This is a genomic window from Brenneria sp. g21c3, assembly GCF_040240345.1.
Lineage (GTDB): Bacteria > Pseudomonadota > Gammaproteobacteria > Enterobacterales > Enterobacteriaceae > Brenneria.
The window spans coordinates 1-17,851 of record NZ_JBEIAB010000004.1 but is presented as its reverse complement, the minus strand read 5'-3'; the positions used below and the strand labels follow the sequence as shown (position 1 = coordinate 17,851).

Below are 17,851 nucleotides of genomic sequence, written 5' to 3'. Positions count from 1 at the left end.
GTAATAATATCCCCTGAATACCTCAGGTTGCCTGAGCGTTGGCCTTCCCGCGACGCGAAGTATTCAGGGTATATCCACGCGATACAATAAAAAATAAGCAATCAGGTTAGTTTATTAACTTTATTAAATGGCGCGGCGCAATGCGGCGCGGCCTCGGTAATTATCTGTTCAACATCAGACACGCCGGTCCAAATTGAAAGCACGGTCGTCGTGGTCCACCAAAGATCGGATTGAACCTTGTCAATAATTTTCGGCGTCTCTGATTTTAAACATGAAAATACCTGCTGCGCGGTTTCTTTCGACATATTGATAGATTCCGCATAGCGATTTAATTCATTTTCAAGTGGCTCAAACAAAAAGAAAGCCAGTATCGCAGAAATAATAGTTTGCATCGTCAGCACTTATATTAGTTTAATTAACCATCTCGATTTTGGGGGAAAAGACCTGAATGACTTTTTCCCTCAACGTAAATGTCGCCGGCGTTTTTCCAATCAGTTCGCCGTCGGCATTAATATCATGCGGCTTTGCCGTATGCACCGTTAAACCGGTCGCGGAGAAAGCGCGTACTTTGCGCCATCGCCCGTGCGTTCCCCGGCGCAGAAAAGGCAGCAGCGCCAGCATTTCCCACCAATGGGAGATCTCCAGACTATAAACATCCAGTCGGCCATCGTCAGGCGCGGCCGTCTGTTCCACCGTCATGCCGCCGCCGTAAAAACGGCCATTGCCCACGGAAACCTGAACGGTTCTGACGCTTTCCTTGATGCCGTCATGCTCGATTTCGACCCTGAACGGACGACTCTGCTTAAGCAATTTAAACGCCGCAAGCGCGTAGCCCAGCGTTCCCCAACGTTTTTTCGACTTGGCCGATAGCCCGCGCGCCAGCGCAGCCGAAAATCCGATACTGGAGACATTAAAGAACAGATGACCGTTCACTTCCCCCAGATCGATGGTCCTTAAATTTCCAGCCGCGATAATTTGTATCGCCAGCTTCAAATCTTTTGGTATCCCCAGCGTGCGGGCAAAATCATTCGCCGTGCCTAACGGCAGGACGCCCAGCGGCAAGCCGGTATCAACCAGCGCTTGAGCCGCCGAGTTCAACGTGCCATCGCCGCCGCCGATAATAACAAAGTCCACATCATGCGCATGGGCGCGGATAATATCGCCGCAGGAATCGGAATGCTGTTCGCCGGGATCAATAACCTTAATATTATGCGATTGTAATAATTGAACCACAGATGACTTCGATGAATCGCCATTTCTCGCGTTTTGATTAATAAATAACAGCGCCGTCGAGCGCCCCTGTTTATCTTCTCGTCTTTCTGCCGCCATTGTCTATCCGACTTCATTACCGTGACCAACGTTAATTGATACCACTATTTCATCGGTTTTCACAAGTTACATTGAGTAAGACCACAATAAAATACAAATCATTACATTATTGCCGGCGATAGCGCTTATTCACGATAGTCCATTAAAATATCGTCCGCCGGGGCATTATTTTATTTTCCGTTACCGTCAATAACCCGTCCAAAAGTAAACGCGTCCTATCCTTTGATCCGCCGCCTTCTTTCTCCCTCGCCTGCAAGGTTGATTCGAACGCATTCAGGCTGACGTTATGTTGCTGTTTCCGGCTACGCCTGCTTAACTTCAATAAGGAAGTTGACCGGCAGCCGTGATGCTCAGAAATGATTTTCCGTCTGCTACCTCATTGATGACACCGGGAGTACCGTTTTGCTGACTGGATTGATAACAAACTCACGTTGGCTGAATAAAACGCGCGCAATTATAATATTCGCCGTCATGTTGCTCACCGCATTTCTGATTATCAGTTGGACCAGCTATGAAGTAGCCAAAAAATCGCTGGAGGAAGAAATAAAAGAACATACGCTGCCGTTGACCAGCGATAACGTGTACTCCGAAATTCAGCAGGACTTGCTGAAACCGATCTTTATCTCATCGCTAATGGCGCACGACACCTTTGTTCGCGACTGGGTTCTTGCTGATGAACGCGATTCGCAGGCCATGATTCGCTATCTGAAAGAGATTGACCGCCGCTTCGATACCCTGTTTTCCTTTTTTGCCTCGGACAAAACGAAACGTTTTTACGATCCTCAACGCGTTCACCACACTATCTCGGCGCAATCCCTCGACGATCGATGGTTTTTTCAAGCCCGAAATCTGTCGGATGACACCCCTTACTTCATTGATGTCCGCGTCGATCCCGAAGACCGTACCCATCTGGATATTTTTATTAACCATAAAGTCCTGGATTATGACGGCGACTTCATCGGCGTCACCGGTATTGGCATTCCCATCGAGCGGGTCAAACTGCTGATTGAAAAATATGAGCAGCGCTACAACCGCACGATTTACTTCATTGATAAAACCGGCAACGTCGCATTGCACGGAAAAACCTACGATCGTGCTCTGAAAATTCAACAGCAACCCGGACTGGCAACCCTCGCCACCTCGATTCTGACGGTGCCGGGCGGCGCCTATGAATACCACGCTCAGGATACGCAAATCTTTCTCAATACCCGCCTGATCCCCGAGTTTGGCTGGTATTTAATGGTCGAGCAAACCAGCCATCCCAGCGAACGGCGGCTGTTCGCTACGCTGATGAAAAATCTGGGGGTCAGCATCGCCGTCAGCACGCTGTTTCTGTTCCTGCTTTGGCTGACCATCGGCGGCTATCAGCGCCGCCTGGAGCTGATGGCGACAACCGACAAGCTGACCGGGATTATGAACCGGCAGGCGTTCGATTATGCCTTTGAACGGCTGAGCGGCAAACGACAGGCAAAACATCAACCTATCGCCATCGTGCTGCTGGATATCGACCACTTCAAAATAGTCAACGATCGCTACGGACACGGCGCCGGTGATTTGGTGTTGCAGAAAATCGCGCAGATATTGCAACAGTCCATCCGCAACAGCGATCGAATTTGCCGTTGGGGAGGAGAAGAGTTCGTGGTGCTACTGGACAACTGCGATATCGACAATGCGCTGACGCGCGCCGAAACGCTGCGTCATGACGTTGAAGCGATGGTCGTGCCGTTCCGTAACGAGACGATTCAGGTCACCATCAGCTGCGGCGTGGCGGAATATCGGGCAAAGGAAACGCTGGATGCGCTAATCAACCGGGCGGATATCGCGCTATACCAGGCCAAGCAGCAAGGGCGTAATCGGGTCATCAAATCGGACGACTAGCCAGCCGGACAGCGCCGCTTTAATGGCGCTGTCCGACGGCATCAGCCCTGGCGTTTACCATAAGCGTATTTCACTTCCGCAATTCGCAACTCATAATGCTGGTACCACTCGGCAATACCGAACTCCTGCGCGATACGATGTTCTGAATGACGCTTCCACTGTTTGATCGCGTCAAGAGAATCCCAGTAAGAAACGGTTATCCCGAACCCCTGCTGGTCGCGCGCGCTTTCCGCGCCAAGGTATCCGGGTTGCGTCATGGCCAGCTCAGCCATTCTGGATGACATCTCATCATATCCGCGATCCCCTGGCGTACGTTGTGATGAAAAAACCACGGCGAAATACGGCGGTTCAGGCAGTCGGGCAAAACCGGCATGACTCATTCAGCGCTCCATAAAAATATTATTAATAACATCACTGCTATATCGCGCTCTTTTATGATTGCATCAGCGTCAGCAGCGTCGTCATGATGGTAATACTGATGATGACCGATAGCGAATTGGTAAAGCTGGAAACCGAGGCGAACATCCCGCTGAACCTTGAAGTGAACAAAGGCGCCAGCGACGATACCGGCGAAAACACCACCACGGCCAGTACCTGACGGATTTCCAGCGGCAACGGCGTGTAATAATAAAACAACACGGCGAATGCGCAGGCTACGCCGTAGCGAAGCGCCAGTACCTTTAATACATTCGCCAGCGCCGCCCGGTTGATATTGATTTCCAGCATCATGCCGATAATCATCATGGCGAGAAACGGGTTGGCGTTGCCGATGGTCGATGTCACCAAAGTGACCTGACTGGGAAGATGCAGACCGAATAGCGCGGCAATCAGCAACAACATATAGACATCAAACGGCACAGAGGAGAACAGCCGCCGAATCGTGCTTTTCAGACCGGCGCTGCGGCCGGTGGCGTGTGATGCGGCAACGTAGCTGCCGCCGGTACAGATAATGGAGTTTCCGGCATCAAACAGACAGGTCGCAACGATGCCGGCCGGACCAAGAAAACTCTGCACATAAGGCAAGGTAAAGCAACCGATGTTATAGCCCGGCGAATTGATGATATAAAAGGCTTTCATTTCATCCGGGCCTTTGCGGGCAATCAAATACCCCGCCCCCATCAGTAAAAGATTACACCCCAACCCCAGTACCACCAGAATCAATAAAGAGTGATCGACTTTAAAGCTGGCAAACCCGGTGATGACCGCCGCAGGCAGGGTAATATTCATCATGATCCTGGACAGCGCCAGGCTGTCGGATCGTTGTAATACGCCATACTGTTTCAGCAGATATCCGATAATGATGACAAAAATAAATGAGAAGGCTTTGATAAGCACATCAACCATCTTGATTCCCCGATACGACAAAGATAACTGCTACATCCGCATTTTGAACGACCAGACGGCAAGAGATAATCGCCTTATAGATTATGCGGTTATATAATTTAACGTATAAAAGAGCAACTGCTGGCCACCACCAACGGCAAAAGATGAAAATCGATGATGCAACAGGTAGTTTTACGGCATGGAAGATAGAAAAAACGTGTGATCAGAATAACATTTTTGCTTGCAGACTGAACAGTCGCAAACGTGTTATATCCGGCAGAAAGATGCAGGGTGTACGGGTGACGCCGCCGGCGTCGCCCGTTTAACTAAATACAACTGCGCTGAAGAAGCGGCGTCGATATCATCCGGCTCAGATACCGTCGTTTTTCGTCTGTACCCAAAATGCGTGAATCAGGCCGGGGAAATACCCCAACAGCGTCAGAATGATATTCAGGATAAACGCCCAACCAATCCCTTTCCCAAGCAACACGCCCAGTGGGGGTAAAATAATGGTAAAAACGATGCGCCAAAAACCCATATTTATCTCCGTAACGTAATGATTAACTATCAACCTAGCTCACGCGGAGCAATCCGACAAATTTATCGCCGACTATCGCGCGTCTAGCAGGACAGCAAAACACGCCGTGAGCGATCTTTAACCTGGCTTGCGGCGGCACGGAACATCCGCCATAAAAAATGCCGATCAGCCTTGCCGACCGGCATTCATCCTGAGCATGACTTAACGTAAAATATTATTCATTGGACACAACGGCATAGCCGCCTGTCCCCATAATCAGGCCTGATGTTCTATCGCCTTGCCGCGATTTTCGATCGCGATCTTTTGCGGTTTTTCGCTTTCAGGGATTTCCTGATACAACTCAATGGTCAACAGCCCGTTTTCCAGCGCCGCCCCCTGAACTTTCACATGCTCGGGCAACGCATAGCTGATGCTAAAGTCGGCGCGGCTAATCCCCTGATGCAGCCAACCTTCATCTTCAGCTTCGCTTTTCTCTTCGCGTTTACCGGTTACGCTTAGTCGACCGCCGGTGGTTTTTATTTCCAATTCATCTTCTTTCCAGCCGGGTACGCTCAGCGTGATCCCATAGCGGTTGTCGCCTAATAAACGGATATCGTACGACGGCGTCGCCGACAGCGGCGTGTCGCCGGTCAGTTGGCTAAATAGCCGGTCAATACGGTTAAAACGATCGGAAAACAGCGAACCGGAAATATCGGGGAACAATGACAAGGTTCTCAGTGCCATAATTAACCTCCTGAATATCTTGATACATTCAAAAGCTCAACCTATGAGGCAAGCATCGCTTGTCCGCTTAATAAGATGGTAGCATTGGTGAAAAATTCAAGTGTGTTTCTGTCGGGAAAATCACATTTTTGCTATGTGCAAAAGTTTGAGGCCTACCGATAAAAGAAACCGCCGCGCCCGGTCGTCATCCGGCCATTCGTTGCGACTTTATTCACGCTGACAAGGAAAATCCAGACCATGGAGATCATACTGATGCGGCACGGCAAACCCAGTCTGGGCGTAAGCCGGAAAGTCTCGCCATATGAAATGATATCCTGGATCGAGCGGTACAATCAGGCCGAAATTGGCGATGATTCGCCGCCCGATGCCGGCAGAGAACTGGCGGCGCGCGCGACCCGCATCGTCGCAAGCTCGTCTCCCCGGGCGCTTGCTTCTTTGCAAGCCCTGGGATATCGACCTGACGTCATCGACGCCCTGTTTTGCGAAGCCGAACTACCGGTTACGCATTGGCGTTGGCCGCGGCTTTCTCCGTTTTACTGGGGCTTTATTTTTCGTCTGGCCTGGCTATGCGGCTACAGACGACATGTTGAATCCAAACACCAGGCCAGACAACGGGCATACCTGGCGGCAAATCAGCTCATAGCCCTGGCGGAATCCGGATCCGTACTGCTGCTGGGACATGGAATGATGAATCATCTGATTGCGAAGCAGCTTCAACGACAGGGATGGAGTGAGGAACGCAAACAAGGTCATGGCTACTGGCGCGCCGCGATCTATAAACGCGGATAACAAAGTACGCGATGATGTTATGAGAAAAAGGCTGACGCTATGCAAATCGCGCCATCGCGGCGGCTAAAAGCAACGCATTCCACTGGATAAGGAAGCGATACTGCGATCTTGTGATGATTTTCCCCGACGAGCTAATCGTCACAGAATAGAATCACTGTAAGTGATTGAATAGTGGCGGAGAGAGGGGGATTTGAACCCCCGGTGGAGTTGCCCCCACTCCGGTTTTCGAGACCGGTCCGTTCAGCCGCTCCGGCATCTCTCCGTTTAAGCGGTTGCTATAATGCCCTCTTTTGAGGCATTTTAACAGCCTTAGCTATCGTCTTTGAATTCAAGTGATGACTTAGCGAGCAACAGCGATGATAAAGTGGCCGTGGAAAACAAATGAACCTCAGGTTGATGTGCAGGATCGCTGGCAGTCTGCGATGGCAATCCCCCTGCTCGCGCCGTTAAGCGATCGGGAACGGACGCGGCTGGTGAATATTGCGGATCAGTTCCTGAAGCTAAAACGCGTCCTTCCATTACAAGGACTGGCGCTGACCGACATTATGCAGCAGCGCATCGCACTACTGTTTGCTTTGCCGATCCTGGAACTGGGCATTGAGAACCTGGATGGTTTTCACGACGTGCTGATTTATCCCGCGCCTTTCACGGTAGATGACGAATGGCAGGATGAGTACGGACTGGTTCACACCGGCAAAGTGGTGCAATCCGGACAAAGTTGGGATCAGGGGCCTATCATACTGAACTGGCAGGAGATCCAGGACTCGTTCGATCTATCCGGATTCAACCTCGTTATTCATGAAGTCGCGCATAAGCTGGATCTCCGCGGCGGGGGCATGGCGACCGGGGTTCCGCTGATTGCCCTGCGCGATGTCGCCCTGTGGGAGCAGCGACTCCACGCCGCCATGGAGTCCTTACAGGAAGAAATCGATTTAGTCGGAGAAGACGCAGCCAGTATGGATCCCTACGCGGCCCAGGATCCTGTTGAATGCTTTGCCGTACTTTCCGAGTATTTCTTCAGCGCGCCGGCCCTATTACAGGAGCGATTCCCACTTCTATATCAGTGCTTTACAGGATTCTATCGTCAGGACCCGTTAACCAGACTGAAAGCGTGGCAAAACAGCACGGACTATCAGGCGCCTGTTGCTTATTAGCCCGCGTGAAGAAAGAACTGTACACAGCCTAAACAGTCAGACAATTACTCTCGACTTTGCCATTGACAGTACATCTGACGCCGGATATCATGCGCCCCGTTCACACGATTCCTCTGTAGTTCAGTCGGTAGAACGGCGGACTGTTAATCCGTATGTCACTGGTTCGAGTCCAGTCAGAGGAGCCAGATTTTAGTTTCATGACTTCCCTATAAGTCCTGAAGCGTTTAAAAAACAAGAAGTTATCTTTACCCGGTTATCCTGAGAAGGACTGCCGGGTTTCTTGACATCCATAGTTTTTGGGGGCTTAATCGGGGGCCTCACGGTTCGTTGAGAAAATGGAGCCCCCCGCTATGGCATTAACCGATACCGCTATCCGCAAGATCAAGCCCGCCGATAAATCCTTCAAACTGGCAGACAGTTCAGGACTGTACCTGCTGATCAAACCCAACGGCTCAAAACTCTGGTACATGAAGTACCGCATCTATGGCAAAGAAAAAAAGCTGGCCTTTGGTCCCTACCCGGATGTTTCCCTGTTTAAGGCGCGTCAGCTACGCGATGCCGCACGCGCTAAAGTGCGTGAAGGTGCCGATCCTGCTGTTGATAAGAAAATCGCGCAGCAGAAAAGGAAAAACGGGCAGACATTTCGCCAGATAGCCATGAACTGGCACGTCGATCACAGGCGCTGGTCTGCTCATTACGCAAAAACCATCCAGCGCAGGCTGGAAATGTATGTTTTCCCGGATATCGGGGACAGTCTTATCGATCAGATTACGACAGCGGATCTGTTACTCACGCTGCGTAAGGTGGAGAGTAAAGGCTTTCTGGAAATCACCGCACGGCTAAAAAACTACGTAACGGAGATCATGCGCTATGCGGTGAAAAAGCAGCTAATCAAGTCGAACCCGGCGCTGGATTTGGACGGTGAGTTTACGCCGCCGGAAACCAATCATTACCCTGCCCTGCCGCTTGAGAAGCTGCCTGAATTGTTATCCCGGACGGATAGTTACTCCGGCAGGTTGCTGACCCAATATGCCCTTAAGCTGTCGCTGCTGTTTTTCGTGCGCTCCAGCGAACTGCGCTTTGCCCGCTGGCGTGAAATCGACTGGCAGCAGAAATTATGGATAATCCCGGAAACGCGGGAACCGATCGAAAACGTGCGTTTTTCTCACCGTGGTACAAAAATGAAAACGCAGCACATCGTTCCTTTATCCGAACAGGCCATCAAGCTCTTAAAGCAAATTGAACCGCTTTCCGGTCATCTGGCGTTTATTTTCCCCGGCGAATACGATCAGGATAAATGCATGAGCGACAATACCGTTAACAAGGCGTTGCGCGTAATGGGCTACGACACCCAAAAAGACGTCTGCGGCCACGGTTTCCGGGCGATGGCGTGTGCTGCGCTGAGTGAGTCGGGATTGTGGACGAAAGAAGCCATTGAGAAGCAAATGAGCCATCAGGAAAGAAACAGCGTCCGCGCAGCCTATGTTCACAAGGCTGAGTATCTGGAAGAGCGGATAAAAATGATGCAGTGGTGGGCGGATTATCTGGATGCGAATCTCGACGGGTATATTGGCTGAGTATCTGGAAGAGCGGATAAAAATGATGCAGTGGTGGGCGGATTATCTGGATGCGAATCTCGACGGGTATATTTCACCTTATCAGTACGCCGCGCCCCTGAAAAACGCATCGTAATAAAGATAGAGTCCTTTGTTTTCCTGATAATAAATGGGAAACCTGCCCTTTGCCCCCGTATAGGGGCAAAGTTAATTACATGACCCATATCACTGTGGTTTCACAAATACAATTGAGCCAGAATGATTCTTTCTGTACTGGTGATATTGAAGGATCATTGTCGCCAAATCATCATCCACAGCGTAAAAGTAAGCCTCTGGTATATCGAGCACTGCCGCAAATTTACACACTAACCCAAAATCTGGTGCATGAACCTCGTTTTCATAGGAACTGATTCGAGAGCTTGCCGATTCTTCATCAAGACCTGCGCGAACGCCCAATTCTGTTTGAGTCAGACCGGCATTGACTCTGGCAATTTTTAGCCTTTTCCCAATCATGATTGGACACCCGCCGTTTTCCTTAGATACGCGAATTATCGCTCTTATGGGCGAAGGCTCTCTTCATGCTTTACCTTAATTAATCATGTAATACTTGAATTTTGTTCTATAAATAATCAATATTAAGGAATTACAGAATTTATCGCGGTTAAATATGGAGAGAGATATTATGCAACTGAAAGAAAAGGGTCTGGACTGGCACCCGGCAGATATCATCGCCGGGTTAAGAAAGAAAGGCACAACGCTTGCCGCCGTTTCCCGTCAGGCGGGGCTGGCGTCATCCACATTGGCAAATGCATTAACAAGACACTGGCCCAAAGGGGAAAAGCTGATCGCCGAAGAGTTGGGCGTTACGCCCGAGCAAATCTGGCCATCCCGTTACCGTAAGCCGGAACATCGCTAAAGCTAAACCGGCTCTCCCGATCTTCCGTCAGCTTTGCTGGCGGAAGATCGGGAGACGACAAGCGAAGCGCGGCAGCGTGATGTTACTTTCTGAGACGTTTTATGCACATATTTAATCCACCCCATCCGGGTGAAGTACTCCGCGATTACCTTGAAGGCGTGAGCATCACACAGGCAGCTTTCGCGCTGCAAATATCACGTTCCCGGTTATCCCGTATCCTCAACGGTCATGCACCCATTACGGCAGATATGGCACTGCGTCTGGGCGCGCTAGTGAATACCTGTGCTGAAATGTGGGCGGATATGCAGTCTGAATATGCCCTCTGGCAGGCTTTGCAGCAGCCCCGTCCTACCATCCGTCCACTGCGCCACCGTCGGGATAACATGCAAAGCGGAGAATAGCTGGCTAATGCGGCAGTCTTTCATTCACAAATTCACGATAACTTCAAGGGGAAACTCTTTTTCCAAAAAAACGAGTTTCCCCTTTCTGCGCCATAAATAACGGCGTAATCTCCCTCCTGCAACTTGTTGTCGTAGACAACGCCCAGCTTCACGGTCTGAAAGAAGCGCCTGTTAACAGGATGACCAACCCTTTTACCGGTACGTACCTCTGCAATACCGGGACGCAAAATCCTCTGCGTCTGAGGCTGAAAGATATACACGAGACAAATTCACAGCCACCACCTCACGCCGCTGGCCTTTACTGGCTGATACCTCAACATTGCCGAAAATATCCGACTAACTCACTCCTGTTGACGATCAGCGCCTTTAACTTTTACGGGCTGCGGCCTGCATTGCCGCCAGGCTTTGCTGCCGCGTGACCGTAAAACTGCGCCAGCATCGCCGATGTTCCAGAGCACTGTAGCCCGCTGGTGCGTCACTTTCGTCGCGCAAAGCGACAAAGTGACGCACAACCACCACACCGCGCCATGCCTGTATTTTCGCGGCTTCTGCGTTCATTCCCCAATCCGACATGCCTTTTTGGGGCCGCTGTCGGCAAGAAAAGAGGAGAAAAAGATCGATACCGAGGGGGGCATGACGCCCCGGAGAATTCCTGCTTCGGCAGGCAGCCCGTACCGCGTACTGGCTGAAACTCCCTATACCTCAACAAGCTGCCACTCCGGCGTGAAGGTATCGTTCTGGCGCAGCCAAAAAGCATACGCCGGAGACCGTTTGTTTTTTAATCATGGGGGATGTATGAGCAAATTAGGCGGAGAGATGAAGGCACTGGCGAAAAACGGCGGCGGTAGCTACAAAACGGTGAACGATCGCATCCAGATCGTGCAACGTTTCAGCTACCATTTACGGGCGCTGAATATCCAGATCCAGCGGGTGGCGCAGATCAAGGTTCGCCACATTGAAAGCTACATTCATGAAAGGCTGGCGCAGGGGATCGGCAAACGCACGCTACAGAATGAAATGGCTTCACTGCGCGCCGTGCTGCAACAGGCCGGGCGCAGACAACTGGCAGAAAATGAACGGTTGACCAATAATTCATTAGGACTGTCCGGCACATCACGCAACGGCACCCGACAGGCCATTACGATGGAGCATTACCGGCAGACGCTGGAAACCGCTCGCGCAAAAGACGCGGGCATGGCGGCGGTTCTGGAACTGGCGCGGGTAATGGGCCTTCGTTCACAGGAAGCGGTGCAAAGCGCTCAGTCGCTGAAAACATGGAAACAGGCCGTTGAACGTGGTGACACGCGCTTAACCGTGGTTTTCGGCACCAAAGGTGGACGCCCCCGTGAAACGGTGATTCTGGATGCTGGCGCAGTCAGAAAAGTGCTGGATAATGCGTTAGCGGTGGCAGAAAGCCGTAACAACAGGCTGATTGACAAACCAGATCTGAAAAGCGCGATGAACTACTGGCACGGTCAGGCGTCACGTATCGGCTTGACCGGCGCATATTCCCCGCATTCTCTACGCTACGCATGGGCGCAGGATGCTATTCGCCATTATCTAGCACAGGGGTTTAGCTGGAAAGAGGCGCTGGCAATGGTGGCGATGGATTTGGGGCATGGCGACGGGCGCGGGCGGTATGTGGCGCAGGTTTATGGACCGCGGAATTAGGGATAGTTTCAGTTGCAGGGGCTGTTTTAACCTGAGTTATTGCGCAACGATCATGAGATTGTTGCACCATAAAAAGGCAAAAGGTAACGACACCAGACTAGAGAGGGCCAAAGGACTTAAAGCGCCAGAACTGGTACAGATTAATGTTGATTTAATTAGTGCCAGTCACAAAGAAAGCAGACCTATAGAATCAAGGATCTGCTCTCTGATTTGACTCTTTAACTGCTTACGACGAAATCGCCTCTGCATTATTTATACATATTCACAATGCCTGTTTCAAATACAGTTAGCTATAACATGGTCTGCAAGCTTGTCATGTTCGGCATCCATCTTATCCATTAAGTCAATTTGGTTTTTAGCCCATTGTCCGCGAACTAAAACTTGCCGCGTTGGGCGTACAGTTTTGAGATATTTAAGTGGAACACTTTGAATAATACTGTCAGGTGCCATCACGTTTAAATCCTCAACCTTAGCGATAGGGTCATTAGTTACAAAGTTAGATACTGCGCTATACGAAGTAATTGTGCTAAGACTTGGAATCAATGAATCCCTCACGGCATTGCTAATGATATTTCTATGTGCAAGGTCTGCCCCTACCTCTGTTGCAACAGCCGCACCTTGCTTTTTTCTCATATCGAAACCATTGAATACCCATCCTGCAAACTTAGGTTGTCCTTTTGTGGGAAGCAAAGCATCATGCGGATTTCCCCCTAAGTATCTAGCAACCCCTTGCTGCCAGTCAGTAGCAAATTTAGGAAGCATTTCACCAATTAAGCCAATACAGTAGGCTGAAAACATATCGGCGGTACAAGGGACGATAAAATAATCAGAACAATAAAGGGCAGATCGAACTAGCGTATTAAATGACGGAGGAAGGTCAATCAGTACATAGTCATAACGTTTATCAGTGTCCTTCTCCGCAGTAGCTGAAATTAAATACGGCATAAGGAAGCGATAGATACTTGTACCAGCTATGAGATCTGTACCAACGTTTAAAGTATCCGAAAGGTTGTTAAGCCAAAAATCCCCAGCAACTATGTCAAGGTGGCCTGATCCTTGGGGCATGGAGAATTTTGGTTTACTAACAACTACTTCCGGTGGCCTATTTTGCTGAATGTAAGGCTGGCCATATGCTCTAATTGTTTTTCCGAAAGGAATTTGTGCGCTGATTTGTAGCAGGCGAGCAAATCGTGAATCACCTAGTGTTGCTATTGATAAATTGCACTGAGGATCGAAGTCAATCAGTAAAACTGACTTACCTTTAGCTGCCAACGAGACACTAAGATTCCAAGTTAAGGTAGTTTTGCCTACACCACCTTTGTTATTAAAAAGTGATAAAGTAACCATAACTATCTGCCATCCTAGGTTATTTTGTTTAGGAATAATTTTATCATAAGGGAAGGTCACATGTGCCAAGGTAGTAATGATAAATAATCATTATAAATTTGATCCAGAAAGTAACTTTATTATATCTCTTTGTTTTGTATGCTATTTTTAAAATTCTTGATATCAAACTATTGGATATAACAATACATTCTTGGTTACTGTTTTCAGCTTCCTTCAGTGAGTAGCCCTACAAAACGATGATTTTGGATGCTGATGCAGTCAGAAAGATGCAATACATTAACTATCGTAAAACAGGGTATAGATCACATTTTTAACTAACAATAGCGATTGGGGCCTTAATGAGGGCCTTGTTTTAAATTTAAAAAATAAATTGAATAGAATTCAAACAGATAGGTAATGTTATGCATCCAGTCAGAGGAGCCATTTACTTGTTTTCATGCATCCTTGCGAACCCCAATTTGTACATTGATTCAACAGGTTAGCGTGAAAACCCTTCCCGATGCGTTTCTAGTTTTCCCTCCGCATCGGGGAAAAATGGTGGTCAGATTTGGGGTCAGGTTGGTTCGATAATGAAGTGACCCCCAAATGTCTCTTAACGACTCAAAAATCCGCAACTTAAAATCATCCGCTAATCCCTTCAACGTTTCCGATTCGCTGATATAGAACTCATATTAGAAAAACAGACTACCGTTATCGTTGGACGAAACAATAGTGGAAAAACGTCGCGCACAGAGATAATACGTAGATTTTTGCGACTCATACGACAACGCGATGGCGGAAAAGCATCAACGGGCTTTACAAAGCGAGGTGATGCACCGTAAAAGCGGAAAATCCGGTCAGCGGTGGAACTGGCTACGCTGGCGCAGGTGGACCAGACGGAGTCTCTCAATTACATAATCTTTTGAGAAAAAACCGGATGAGCTAATCTTCTTCCTGGGACAATTGCGATAAATACTCAACCATACGGTGAATGTGACGCCCGGCCAATAAAGCAAACACAAAGACGGCCAATACTCCACAAGTAAGCCCGCTTAACATCAAAGAGTACCCTCCTGTATCTAACAATAATCCAGCCCCGAGGGGAAACGTCAGGCGAGTTATGACAAAAAGGCTTGCCTGCAAACCGTAATCCGAGGCTCTGCGCTGATGGCGGGTAAAAAACATCATTAAACCAAACATCAGAGAGGAGATAGCCCCCATCGAAATCGCCACTAATAAGATGCTGATAATAACCCATGTCTGGTCCAGCTTAAGTGAAACAGATAGCGTCAAAGCAATAAGCGTCAGCAATGCGCAAAATAAATAGCAGGGAATGGCTTTAGCCACGCCCAGATATTGGACAAGTCGACCACTCAACAGACTGGAAACTGCGCCAACCATCCCCCCACCGACGCCGACGATCCAGGCGACGTGCTGAGCCGCTACACCTAAATCGAGTAGCATTGGTTTGAGATATAGCCATGCAGCGCCAATAAAAGGAAAACTGGTCATCAGCAAGCAAGTCCAAAGTTTAGCGGCTGGTTGGCGAAAATAACCGGACAAATCCATTATTGGCTGTTTACTGGGTTGAAGCGCAGATTTACTATTCTGACTCTCTTCCTTAAGCATCCTCATGAGTAGCAGACCAATCAATAAGCTGACCAACATAATATAGAATGGAGCCTGCCAGCCCCACAGTCCCTGAAGAACCAACATAAAACCACTGCCGACAATCGCGCCCAGGAACAACGCCATTGCCCGGATACTACCGGCTCGCATCTGTTCTGAACGAGGAAGCAGTTTAATCGTAAGCGCATTAAGCGGAATATCCGCCCAGGTCGAGAGAAAGCTGATAGCCAACGCGAGCAGGAATAACGGCATTCGGCGCGCCAGCATACCCGGATCGCTAATCAGATAGAGTAATCCTGCTAATGCCAGCACCAGCAGTGATACCCAATAGCTATAATGACGAGTTCCGAGACGAAAACGTTGAACCGGCAGAGCGAGCAATAATTTAAATACGGCCGGTAATCCCGCCAACTGGAAAAAGCCGATGTCAGTGCCAGACCAACCGTATTCGCGCATAGTCAATGGCAGTCCGAGTAACAAATAAATACCAGGAACAACTAAAACAAAATTCATCCAGCCGAAAATCACTTGATATAGACCAAATCGTTGGGAAGGGATCTGATTCATACGGCCTCTTTTCTGCCAACGATAACGGAAACCGGCGCAACGGGAAATGCGATATCGTCATATTGTTCGATATGAACAAAGCCGGATGCGGCCATAGCCAAAGACAGCTCGCCCTTCTGTGTGACATGGCACTGTTTCATCTGTATTGAGAGGTAATAGGGAAGGACTTTTCTTGCCTCTGCGGCGGTTAAAGGCACCTCCGCATGTGCGCTAATGAGCACGCCGCCAGGTTTTAACGCTGTCCATATTTTGGCTAAAATGGCATTGATATCCGGTACAAAGTGCAATACGGAAGAGCACCAAATTAAATCAAAGTTTTTACCAATCGGGTCAATAACCAGATCGCCACCTTTGACCTTTAAACGATCGCTCAACCCTGCCTGACTAATGTTGCCTTGCGCCACCTTTACCGTCTCAGGAAAATCAAACAATTCACCAGAAAGCGCCGGGCAGGCCTGAAGCATGGCAATCGCGATCAATCCCGGCCCGCAACCTAAATCCAGCAACCGGCCACCAGACTCAAATTCTGGAATATTCGGCATTAACGCCGTCACGACATCCGCCGTGACGGCCCGTTGCTCCTGCGCAATTTGTAAACCGGCGGCTTTCGCCCAATTTTCTTGCATCGTGCGCGCATCCACCGCCGGGCTGTGAATCATGCCGGATCGAACCTGCTCCCCAAGCTGGTTGCCAACGCGGCGTAACCCCTTCAGTCGAAAAAGGAAAGCATCCCCCAGATACTGAGCCGCGTCGGAGCAAAAATATCTACGTGCGATCTCTTGATTGGCATAACGGGGGGGATTGCCTGCTTCGCGGGACAATAACGCCATACTCCAGAGCATATCCAAGAGATAACCCGTATTAACCGGATCTAATTGAAGCTGCATTGCGATATCGGCAGCGTCCCTTGGCCTATCAAGATGACGAAATAAATCCCATTCGATTGCCACACGCATTGCGTCAGCACTGACATTCGCCAGGACTAAATCCCAATAAGGTTGTAGTGCCGTCCTATGTTCAGAATTCATAGCTTACCCTCATTCCCAATTCTCGAGGCGGGTTGTAGACCGTTACATTGCCATTCATATATCCAACCGCGTCGTAATGCTTGTCGGTCACATTTTGGCCATAAGCGCTCAATGTGAGGTGTTGGTTAACCGGATAGCTTGCTGAAAGATTCAGGAGTTGATAGCTTGCGCGGCGATACTGATTAGCAGGGTCCAGATAGATATCCCCTACGCCATCCAGAGAGGCATCGGCATACCAGCTATCCGCGTCATAGCGAACGCCAATATGCCAGGTCAGGTCCGGCGCATAAGGATTTTTATTACCATCGTAATTATTATCGCCGTCCTGATAGTGTTTAAAGCGAGTTCTATTCAGGCCGACTGCGCCATCAACGCTCCACTGTTCATTCAGCCAATAATCAAAGGAGGCTTCAAGGCCGCTGGAATATGCCGTTGCGGCATTCGTAATGGAGGTCACGCCCGGCCCGATATATTGCTGAACCTGCATATCATTAATCTGCATGTAATAAGCCGCGACCGAATATCGCAGATTTTTGACAGATCCTTTAACACCCGCCTCGTAAGAACGTACTTTTTCTGGTGAATAAGCAGGATAGTTAACCGAGGGTAAAAACGGATTGAATCCCCCGGCTCTAACGCCTTCCGAATAGCTCAGATACAGATTTTGTTCCGGGCGCCATTGGTACTGAAGCGAGGCTTTTGGGGAGAATTGCTGCCAATGCCGACTCTGTGTCGAGGCGTTTTCCGGTTTAATTTCAGCCCGATCCTGCTCAATACGCCCCCCTAATGTGAAAGACCACTGAGAGGGTAATCCCCCCATTTTTAACGGATGCCATAAGTAGAGTTATGCAGCACGTAACACATGCTGTTTTGGGGTATATCCGCCCAACGCCATATTCGGCCTTTCGTGATTATAAAACCACTGCCATTCTGTTGCGTACCGTTGTAATTCGTCCAGTGAGGAAAATATATATTGCCCCAGCCAGTCATAACGCACTGTCCGGTTATAACGCTCGATATAGG

The 17,851-nt window shown here is 49.3% G+C and carries 21 protein-coding genes and 2 tRNA genes; 9 read left to right on the top strand and 14 right to left on the bottom strand.

All coding sequences use genetic code 11. From position 1 onward, the window contains the following. Nucleotides 1–101: 101 nt before the first annotated feature. Together ABRZ28_RS07440 and ABRZ28_RS07435 are read right to left on the bottom strand one after the other, a co-directional pair. Entirely contained in the window at nt 102–392 is a 291-nt protein-coding gene (locus tag ABRZ28_RS07440) for a hypothetical protein (protein WP_319603290.1), read from the bottom strand. Nucleotides 393–411: 19 nt separating this feature from the next. After that, nucleotides 412–1,329, bottom strand: a complete 918-nt coding sequence (locus ABRZ28_RS07435) for a lipid kinase (RefSeq protein WP_319603291.1) — start codon at nt 1,327–1,329, stop codon at nt 412–414. Between the two features lie 402 nt (nt 1,330–1,731). Between ABRZ28_RS07435 and ABRZ28_RS07430 the strand changes: the two genes are divergently transcribed. Then, nucleotides 1,732–3,207 (top strand): sensor domain-containing diguanylate cyclase, encoded by a 1,476-nt coding sequence (locus ABRZ28_RS07430; RefSeq protein WP_319603292.1) that lies wholly within the window; start codon nt 1,732–1,734, stop codon nt 3,205–3,207. A 41-nt stretch (nt 3,208–3,248) separates the two neighbouring features. On the opposite strand, the gene ABRZ28_RS07425 is transcribed toward ABRZ28_RS07430, so the two are convergent. The 4 genes from ABRZ28_RS07425 to ABRZ28_RS07410 all read right to left on the bottom strand — a co-directional run bounded on the left by ABRZ28_RS07425 (nt 3,249) and on the right by ABRZ28_RS07410 (nt 5,791). Then, nucleotides 3,249–3,587, bottom strand: a complete 339-nt coding sequence (locus ABRZ28_RS07425) for an antibiotic biosynthesis monooxygenase family protein (protein ID WP_319603293.1) — start codon at nt 3,585–3,587, stop codon at nt 3,249–3,251. A 52-nt stretch (nt 3,588–3,639) separates the two neighbouring features. Beyond that, nucleotides 3,640–4,551, bottom strand: coding sequence for an AEC family transporter (locus tag ABRZ28_RS07420; protein WP_319603294.1), 912 nt, complete (start codon nt 4,549–4,551; stop codon nt 3,640–3,642). 349 nt (nt 4,552–4,900) lie between these two features. Continuing rightward, nucleotides 4,901–5,068, bottom strand: coding sequence for a YqaE/Pmp3 family membrane protein (locus ABRZ28_RS07415; protein WP_319603295.1), 168 nt, complete (start codon nt 5,066–5,068; stop codon nt 4,901–4,903). Between the two features lie 255 nt (nt 5,069–5,323). Next, entirely contained in the window at nt 5,324–5,791 is a 468-nt protein-coding gene (locus ABRZ28_RS07410; protein WP_319603296.1) for an Hsp20 family protein, read from the bottom strand. Nucleotides 5,792–6,028: 237 nt separating this feature from the next. Between ABRZ28_RS07410 and ABRZ28_RS07405 the strand changes: the two genes are divergently transcribed. Beyond that, nucleotides 6,029–6,580, top strand: a complete 552-nt coding sequence (locus tag ABRZ28_RS07405; RefSeq protein ID WP_330519890.1) for a histidine phosphatase family protein — start codon at nt 6,029–6,031, stop codon at nt 6,578–6,580. A 172-nt stretch (nt 6,581–6,752) separates the two neighbouring features. Here the strand turns inward: ABRZ28_RS07405 and ABRZ28_RS07400 are convergent. Next, nucleotides 6,753–6,842: transfer RNA gene (locus ABRZ28_RS07400), tRNA-Ser, on the bottom strand. A 94-nt stretch (nt 6,843–6,936) separates the two neighbouring features. Here ABRZ28_RS07400 and mtfA point away from each other — a divergent pair. The 4 genes from mtfA (at nt 6,937) to ABRZ28_RS07380 (ending at nt 9,426) form a co-directional block, all read left to right on the top strand. Then, nucleotides 6,937–7,734 (top strand): DgsA anti-repressor MtfA, encoded by a 798-nt coding sequence (mtfA, locus tag ABRZ28_RS07395; RefSeq protein WP_330519889.1) that lies wholly within the window; start codon nt 6,937–6,939, stop codon nt 7,732–7,734. A gap of 109 nt (nt 7,735–7,843) precedes the next feature. Next, nucleotides 7,844–7,919, top strand: a tRNA-Asn gene (locus tag ABRZ28_RS07390). Nucleotides 7,920–8,084: 165 nt separating this feature from the next. Further along, nucleotides 8,085–9,311: a tyrosine-type recombinase/integrase gene (locus tag ABRZ28_RS07385; RefSeq protein ID WP_330519888.1), complete on the top strand. Its 1,227-nt coding sequence runs from the start codon at nt 8,085–8,087 to the stop codon at nt 9,309–9,311. Then, nucleotides 9,283–9,426 carry a hypothetical protein gene (locus ABRZ28_RS07380; RefSeq protein WP_330519887.1) on the top strand — a complete coding sequence of 48 codons (144 nt, stop codon included), beginning with the start codon at nt 9,283–9,285 and terminating at the stop codon, nt 9,424–9,426. The genes ABRZ28_RS07385 and ABRZ28_RS07380 overlap by 29 nt, the downstream gene beginning before the upstream one ends. A gap of 89 nt (nt 9,427–9,515) precedes the next feature. Here the strand turns inward: ABRZ28_RS07380 and ABRZ28_RS07375 are convergent, their stop codons facing one another. Then, nucleotides 9,516–9,803 (bottom strand): helix-turn-helix domain-containing protein, encoded by a 288-nt coding sequence (locus tag ABRZ28_RS07375; RefSeq protein WP_049776295.1) that lies wholly within the window; start codon nt 9,801–9,803, stop codon nt 9,516–9,518. 169 nt (nt 9,804–9,972) lie between these two features. Between ABRZ28_RS07375 and ABRZ28_RS07370 the strand changes: the two genes are divergently transcribed. Beyond that, a complete protein-coding gene (locus ABRZ28_RS07370; protein WP_010308638.1) occupies nt 9,973–10,206 on the top strand; it encodes a helix-turn-helix domain-containing protein in 234 nt (77 codons plus the stop codon). A gap of 101 nt (nt 10,207–10,307) precedes the next feature. Then, nucleotides 10,308–10,607, top strand: a complete 300-nt coding sequence (locus tag ABRZ28_RS07365) for a HigA family addiction module antitoxin (RefSeq protein ID WP_330519886.1) — start codon at nt 10,308–10,310, stop codon at nt 10,605–10,607. A gap of 366 nt (nt 10,608–10,973) precedes the next feature. On the opposite strand, the gene ABRZ28_RS07360 is transcribed toward ABRZ28_RS07365, so the two are convergent. Next, nucleotides 10,974–11,165, bottom strand: coding sequence for a hypothetical protein (locus tag ABRZ28_RS07360; RefSeq protein ID WP_330519885.1), 192 nt, complete (start codon nt 11,163–11,165; stop codon nt 10,974–10,976). 237 nt (nt 11,166–11,402) lie between these two features. Here ABRZ28_RS07360 and ABRZ28_RS07355 point away from each other — a divergent pair, with 237 nt between their 5' ends. Then, on the top strand, nt 11,403–12,278 hold the full coding sequence (locus tag ABRZ28_RS07355; RefSeq protein ID WP_330519884.1) for an integrase domain-containing protein: 876 nt from the start codon (nt 11,403–11,405) through the stop codon (nt 12,276–12,278). Between the two features lie 276 nt (nt 12,279–12,554). Here ABRZ28_RS07355 and ABRZ28_RS07350 read toward each other — a convergent pair whose 3' ends face one another. The 5 genes from ABRZ28_RS07350 to ABRZ28_RS07330 all read right to left on the bottom strand — a co-directional run. Beyond that, the gene (locus tag ABRZ28_RS07350) at nt 12,555–13,625 is read right to left on the bottom strand and encodes a ParA family protein (RefSeq protein WP_330519883.1); all 1,071 of its coding nucleotides are present in this window, start codon (nt 13,623–13,625) and stop codon (nt 12,555–12,557) included. A 921-nt stretch (nt 13,626–14,546) separates the two neighbouring features. Beyond that, complete coding sequence (locus ABRZ28_RS07345; RefSeq protein WP_330519882.1) at nt 14,547–15,800, bottom strand: MFS transporter; 1,254 nt, start codon at nt 15,798–15,800, stop codon at nt 14,547–14,549. Further along, a complete protein-coding gene (locus ABRZ28_RS07340; protein ID WP_319603305.1) occupies nt 15,797–16,828 on the bottom strand; it encodes a methyltransferase domain-containing protein in 1,032 nt (343 codons plus the stop codon). The genes ABRZ28_RS07345 and ABRZ28_RS07340 overlap by 4 nt, the downstream gene beginning before the upstream one ends. After that, on the bottom strand, nt 16,818–17,648 hold the full coding sequence (locus ABRZ28_RS07335; protein ID WP_330519881.1) for a TonB-dependent receptor: 831 nt from the start codon (nt 17,646–17,648) through the stop codon (nt 16,818–16,820). The genes ABRZ28_RS07340 and ABRZ28_RS07335 overlap by 11 nt, the downstream gene beginning before the upstream one ends. Nucleotides 17,649–17,672: 24 nt before the next feature. Next, nucleotides 17,673–17,851: integrase core domain-containing protein (locus ABRZ28_RS07330; RefSeq protein WP_330520114.1), on the bottom strand; the 179-nt coding region annotated here is incomplete at its 5' end.

Bases quoted from the DNA above. Each gene is read 5' to 3' on its own strand.
- ABRZ28_RS07440 (WP_319603290.1), bottom strand. From the start codon at position 392: ATGCAAACTATTATTTCTGCGATACTGGCTTTCTTTTTGTTTGAGCCA.
- ABRZ28_RS07435 (WP_319603291.1), bottom strand. From the start codon at position 1,329: ATGGCGGCAGAAAGACGAGAAGATAAACAGGGGCGCTCGACGGCGCTG.
- ABRZ28_RS07425 (WP_319603293.1), bottom strand. From the start codon at position 3,587: ATGAGTCATGCCGGTTTTGCCCGACTGCCTGAACCGCCGTATTTCGCC.
- ABRZ28_RS07420 (WP_319603294.1), bottom strand. From the start codon at position 4,551: ATGGTTGATGTGCTTATCAAAGCCTTCTCATTTATTTTTGTCATCATT.
- ABRZ28_RS07415 (WP_319603295.1), bottom strand. From the start codon at position 5,068: ATGGGTTTTTGGCGCATCGTTTTTACCATTATTTTACCCCCACTGGGC.
- ABRZ28_RS07410 (WP_319603296.1), bottom strand. From the start codon at position 5,791: ATGGCACTGAGAACCTTGTCATTGTTCCCCGATATTTCCGGTTCGCTG.
- ABRZ28_RS07405 (WP_330519890.1), top strand. From the start codon at position 6,029: ATGGAGATCATACTGATGCGGCACGGCAAACCCAGTCTGGGCGTAAGC.
- mtfA (WP_330519889.1), top strand. From the start codon at position 6,937: ATGATAAAGTGGCCGTGGAAAACAAATGAACCTCAGGTTGATGTGCAG.
- ABRZ28_RS07385 (WP_330519888.1), top strand. From the start codon at position 8,085: ATGGCATTAACCGATACCGCTATCCGCAAGATCAAGCCCGCCGATAAA.
- ABRZ28_RS07380 (WP_330519887.1), top strand. From the start codon at position 9,283: ATGCGAATCTCGACGGGTATATTGGCTGAGTATCTGGAAGAGCGGATA.
- ABRZ28_RS07375 (WP_049776295.1), bottom strand. From the start codon at position 9,803: ATGATTGGGAAAAGGCTAAAAATTGCCAGAGTCAATGCCGGTCTGACT.
- ABRZ28_RS07370 (WP_010308638.1), top strand. From the start codon at position 9,973: ATGCAACTGAAAGAAAAGGGTCTGGACTGGCACCCGGCAGATATCATC.
- ABRZ28_RS07365 (WP_330519886.1), top strand. From the start codon at position 10,308: ATGCACATATTTAATCCACCCCATCCGGGTGAAGTACTCCGCGATTAC.
- ABRZ28_RS07360 (WP_330519885.1), bottom strand. From the start codon at position 11,165: ATGAACGCAGAAGCCGCGAAAATACAGGCATGGCGCGGTGTGGTGGTT.
- ABRZ28_RS07355 (WP_330519884.1), top strand. From the start codon at position 11,403: ATGAGCAAATTAGGCGGAGAGATGAAGGCACTGGCGAAAAACGGCGGC.
- ABRZ28_RS07350 (WP_330519883.1), bottom strand. From the start codon at position 13,625: ATGGTTACTTTATCACTTTTTAATAACAAAGGTGGTGTAGGCAAAACT.
- ABRZ28_RS07345 (WP_330519882.1), bottom strand. From the start codon at position 15,800: ATGAATCAGATCCCTTCCCAACGATTTGGTCTATATCAAGTGATTTTC.
- ABRZ28_RS07340 (WP_319603305.1), bottom strand. From the start codon at position 16,828: ATGAATTCTGAACATAGGACGGCACTACAACCTTATTGGGATTTAGTC.
- ABRZ28_RS07335 (WP_330519881.1), bottom strand. From the start codon at position 17,648: ATGGGGGGATTACCCTCTCAGTGGTCTTTCACATTAGGGGGGCGTATT.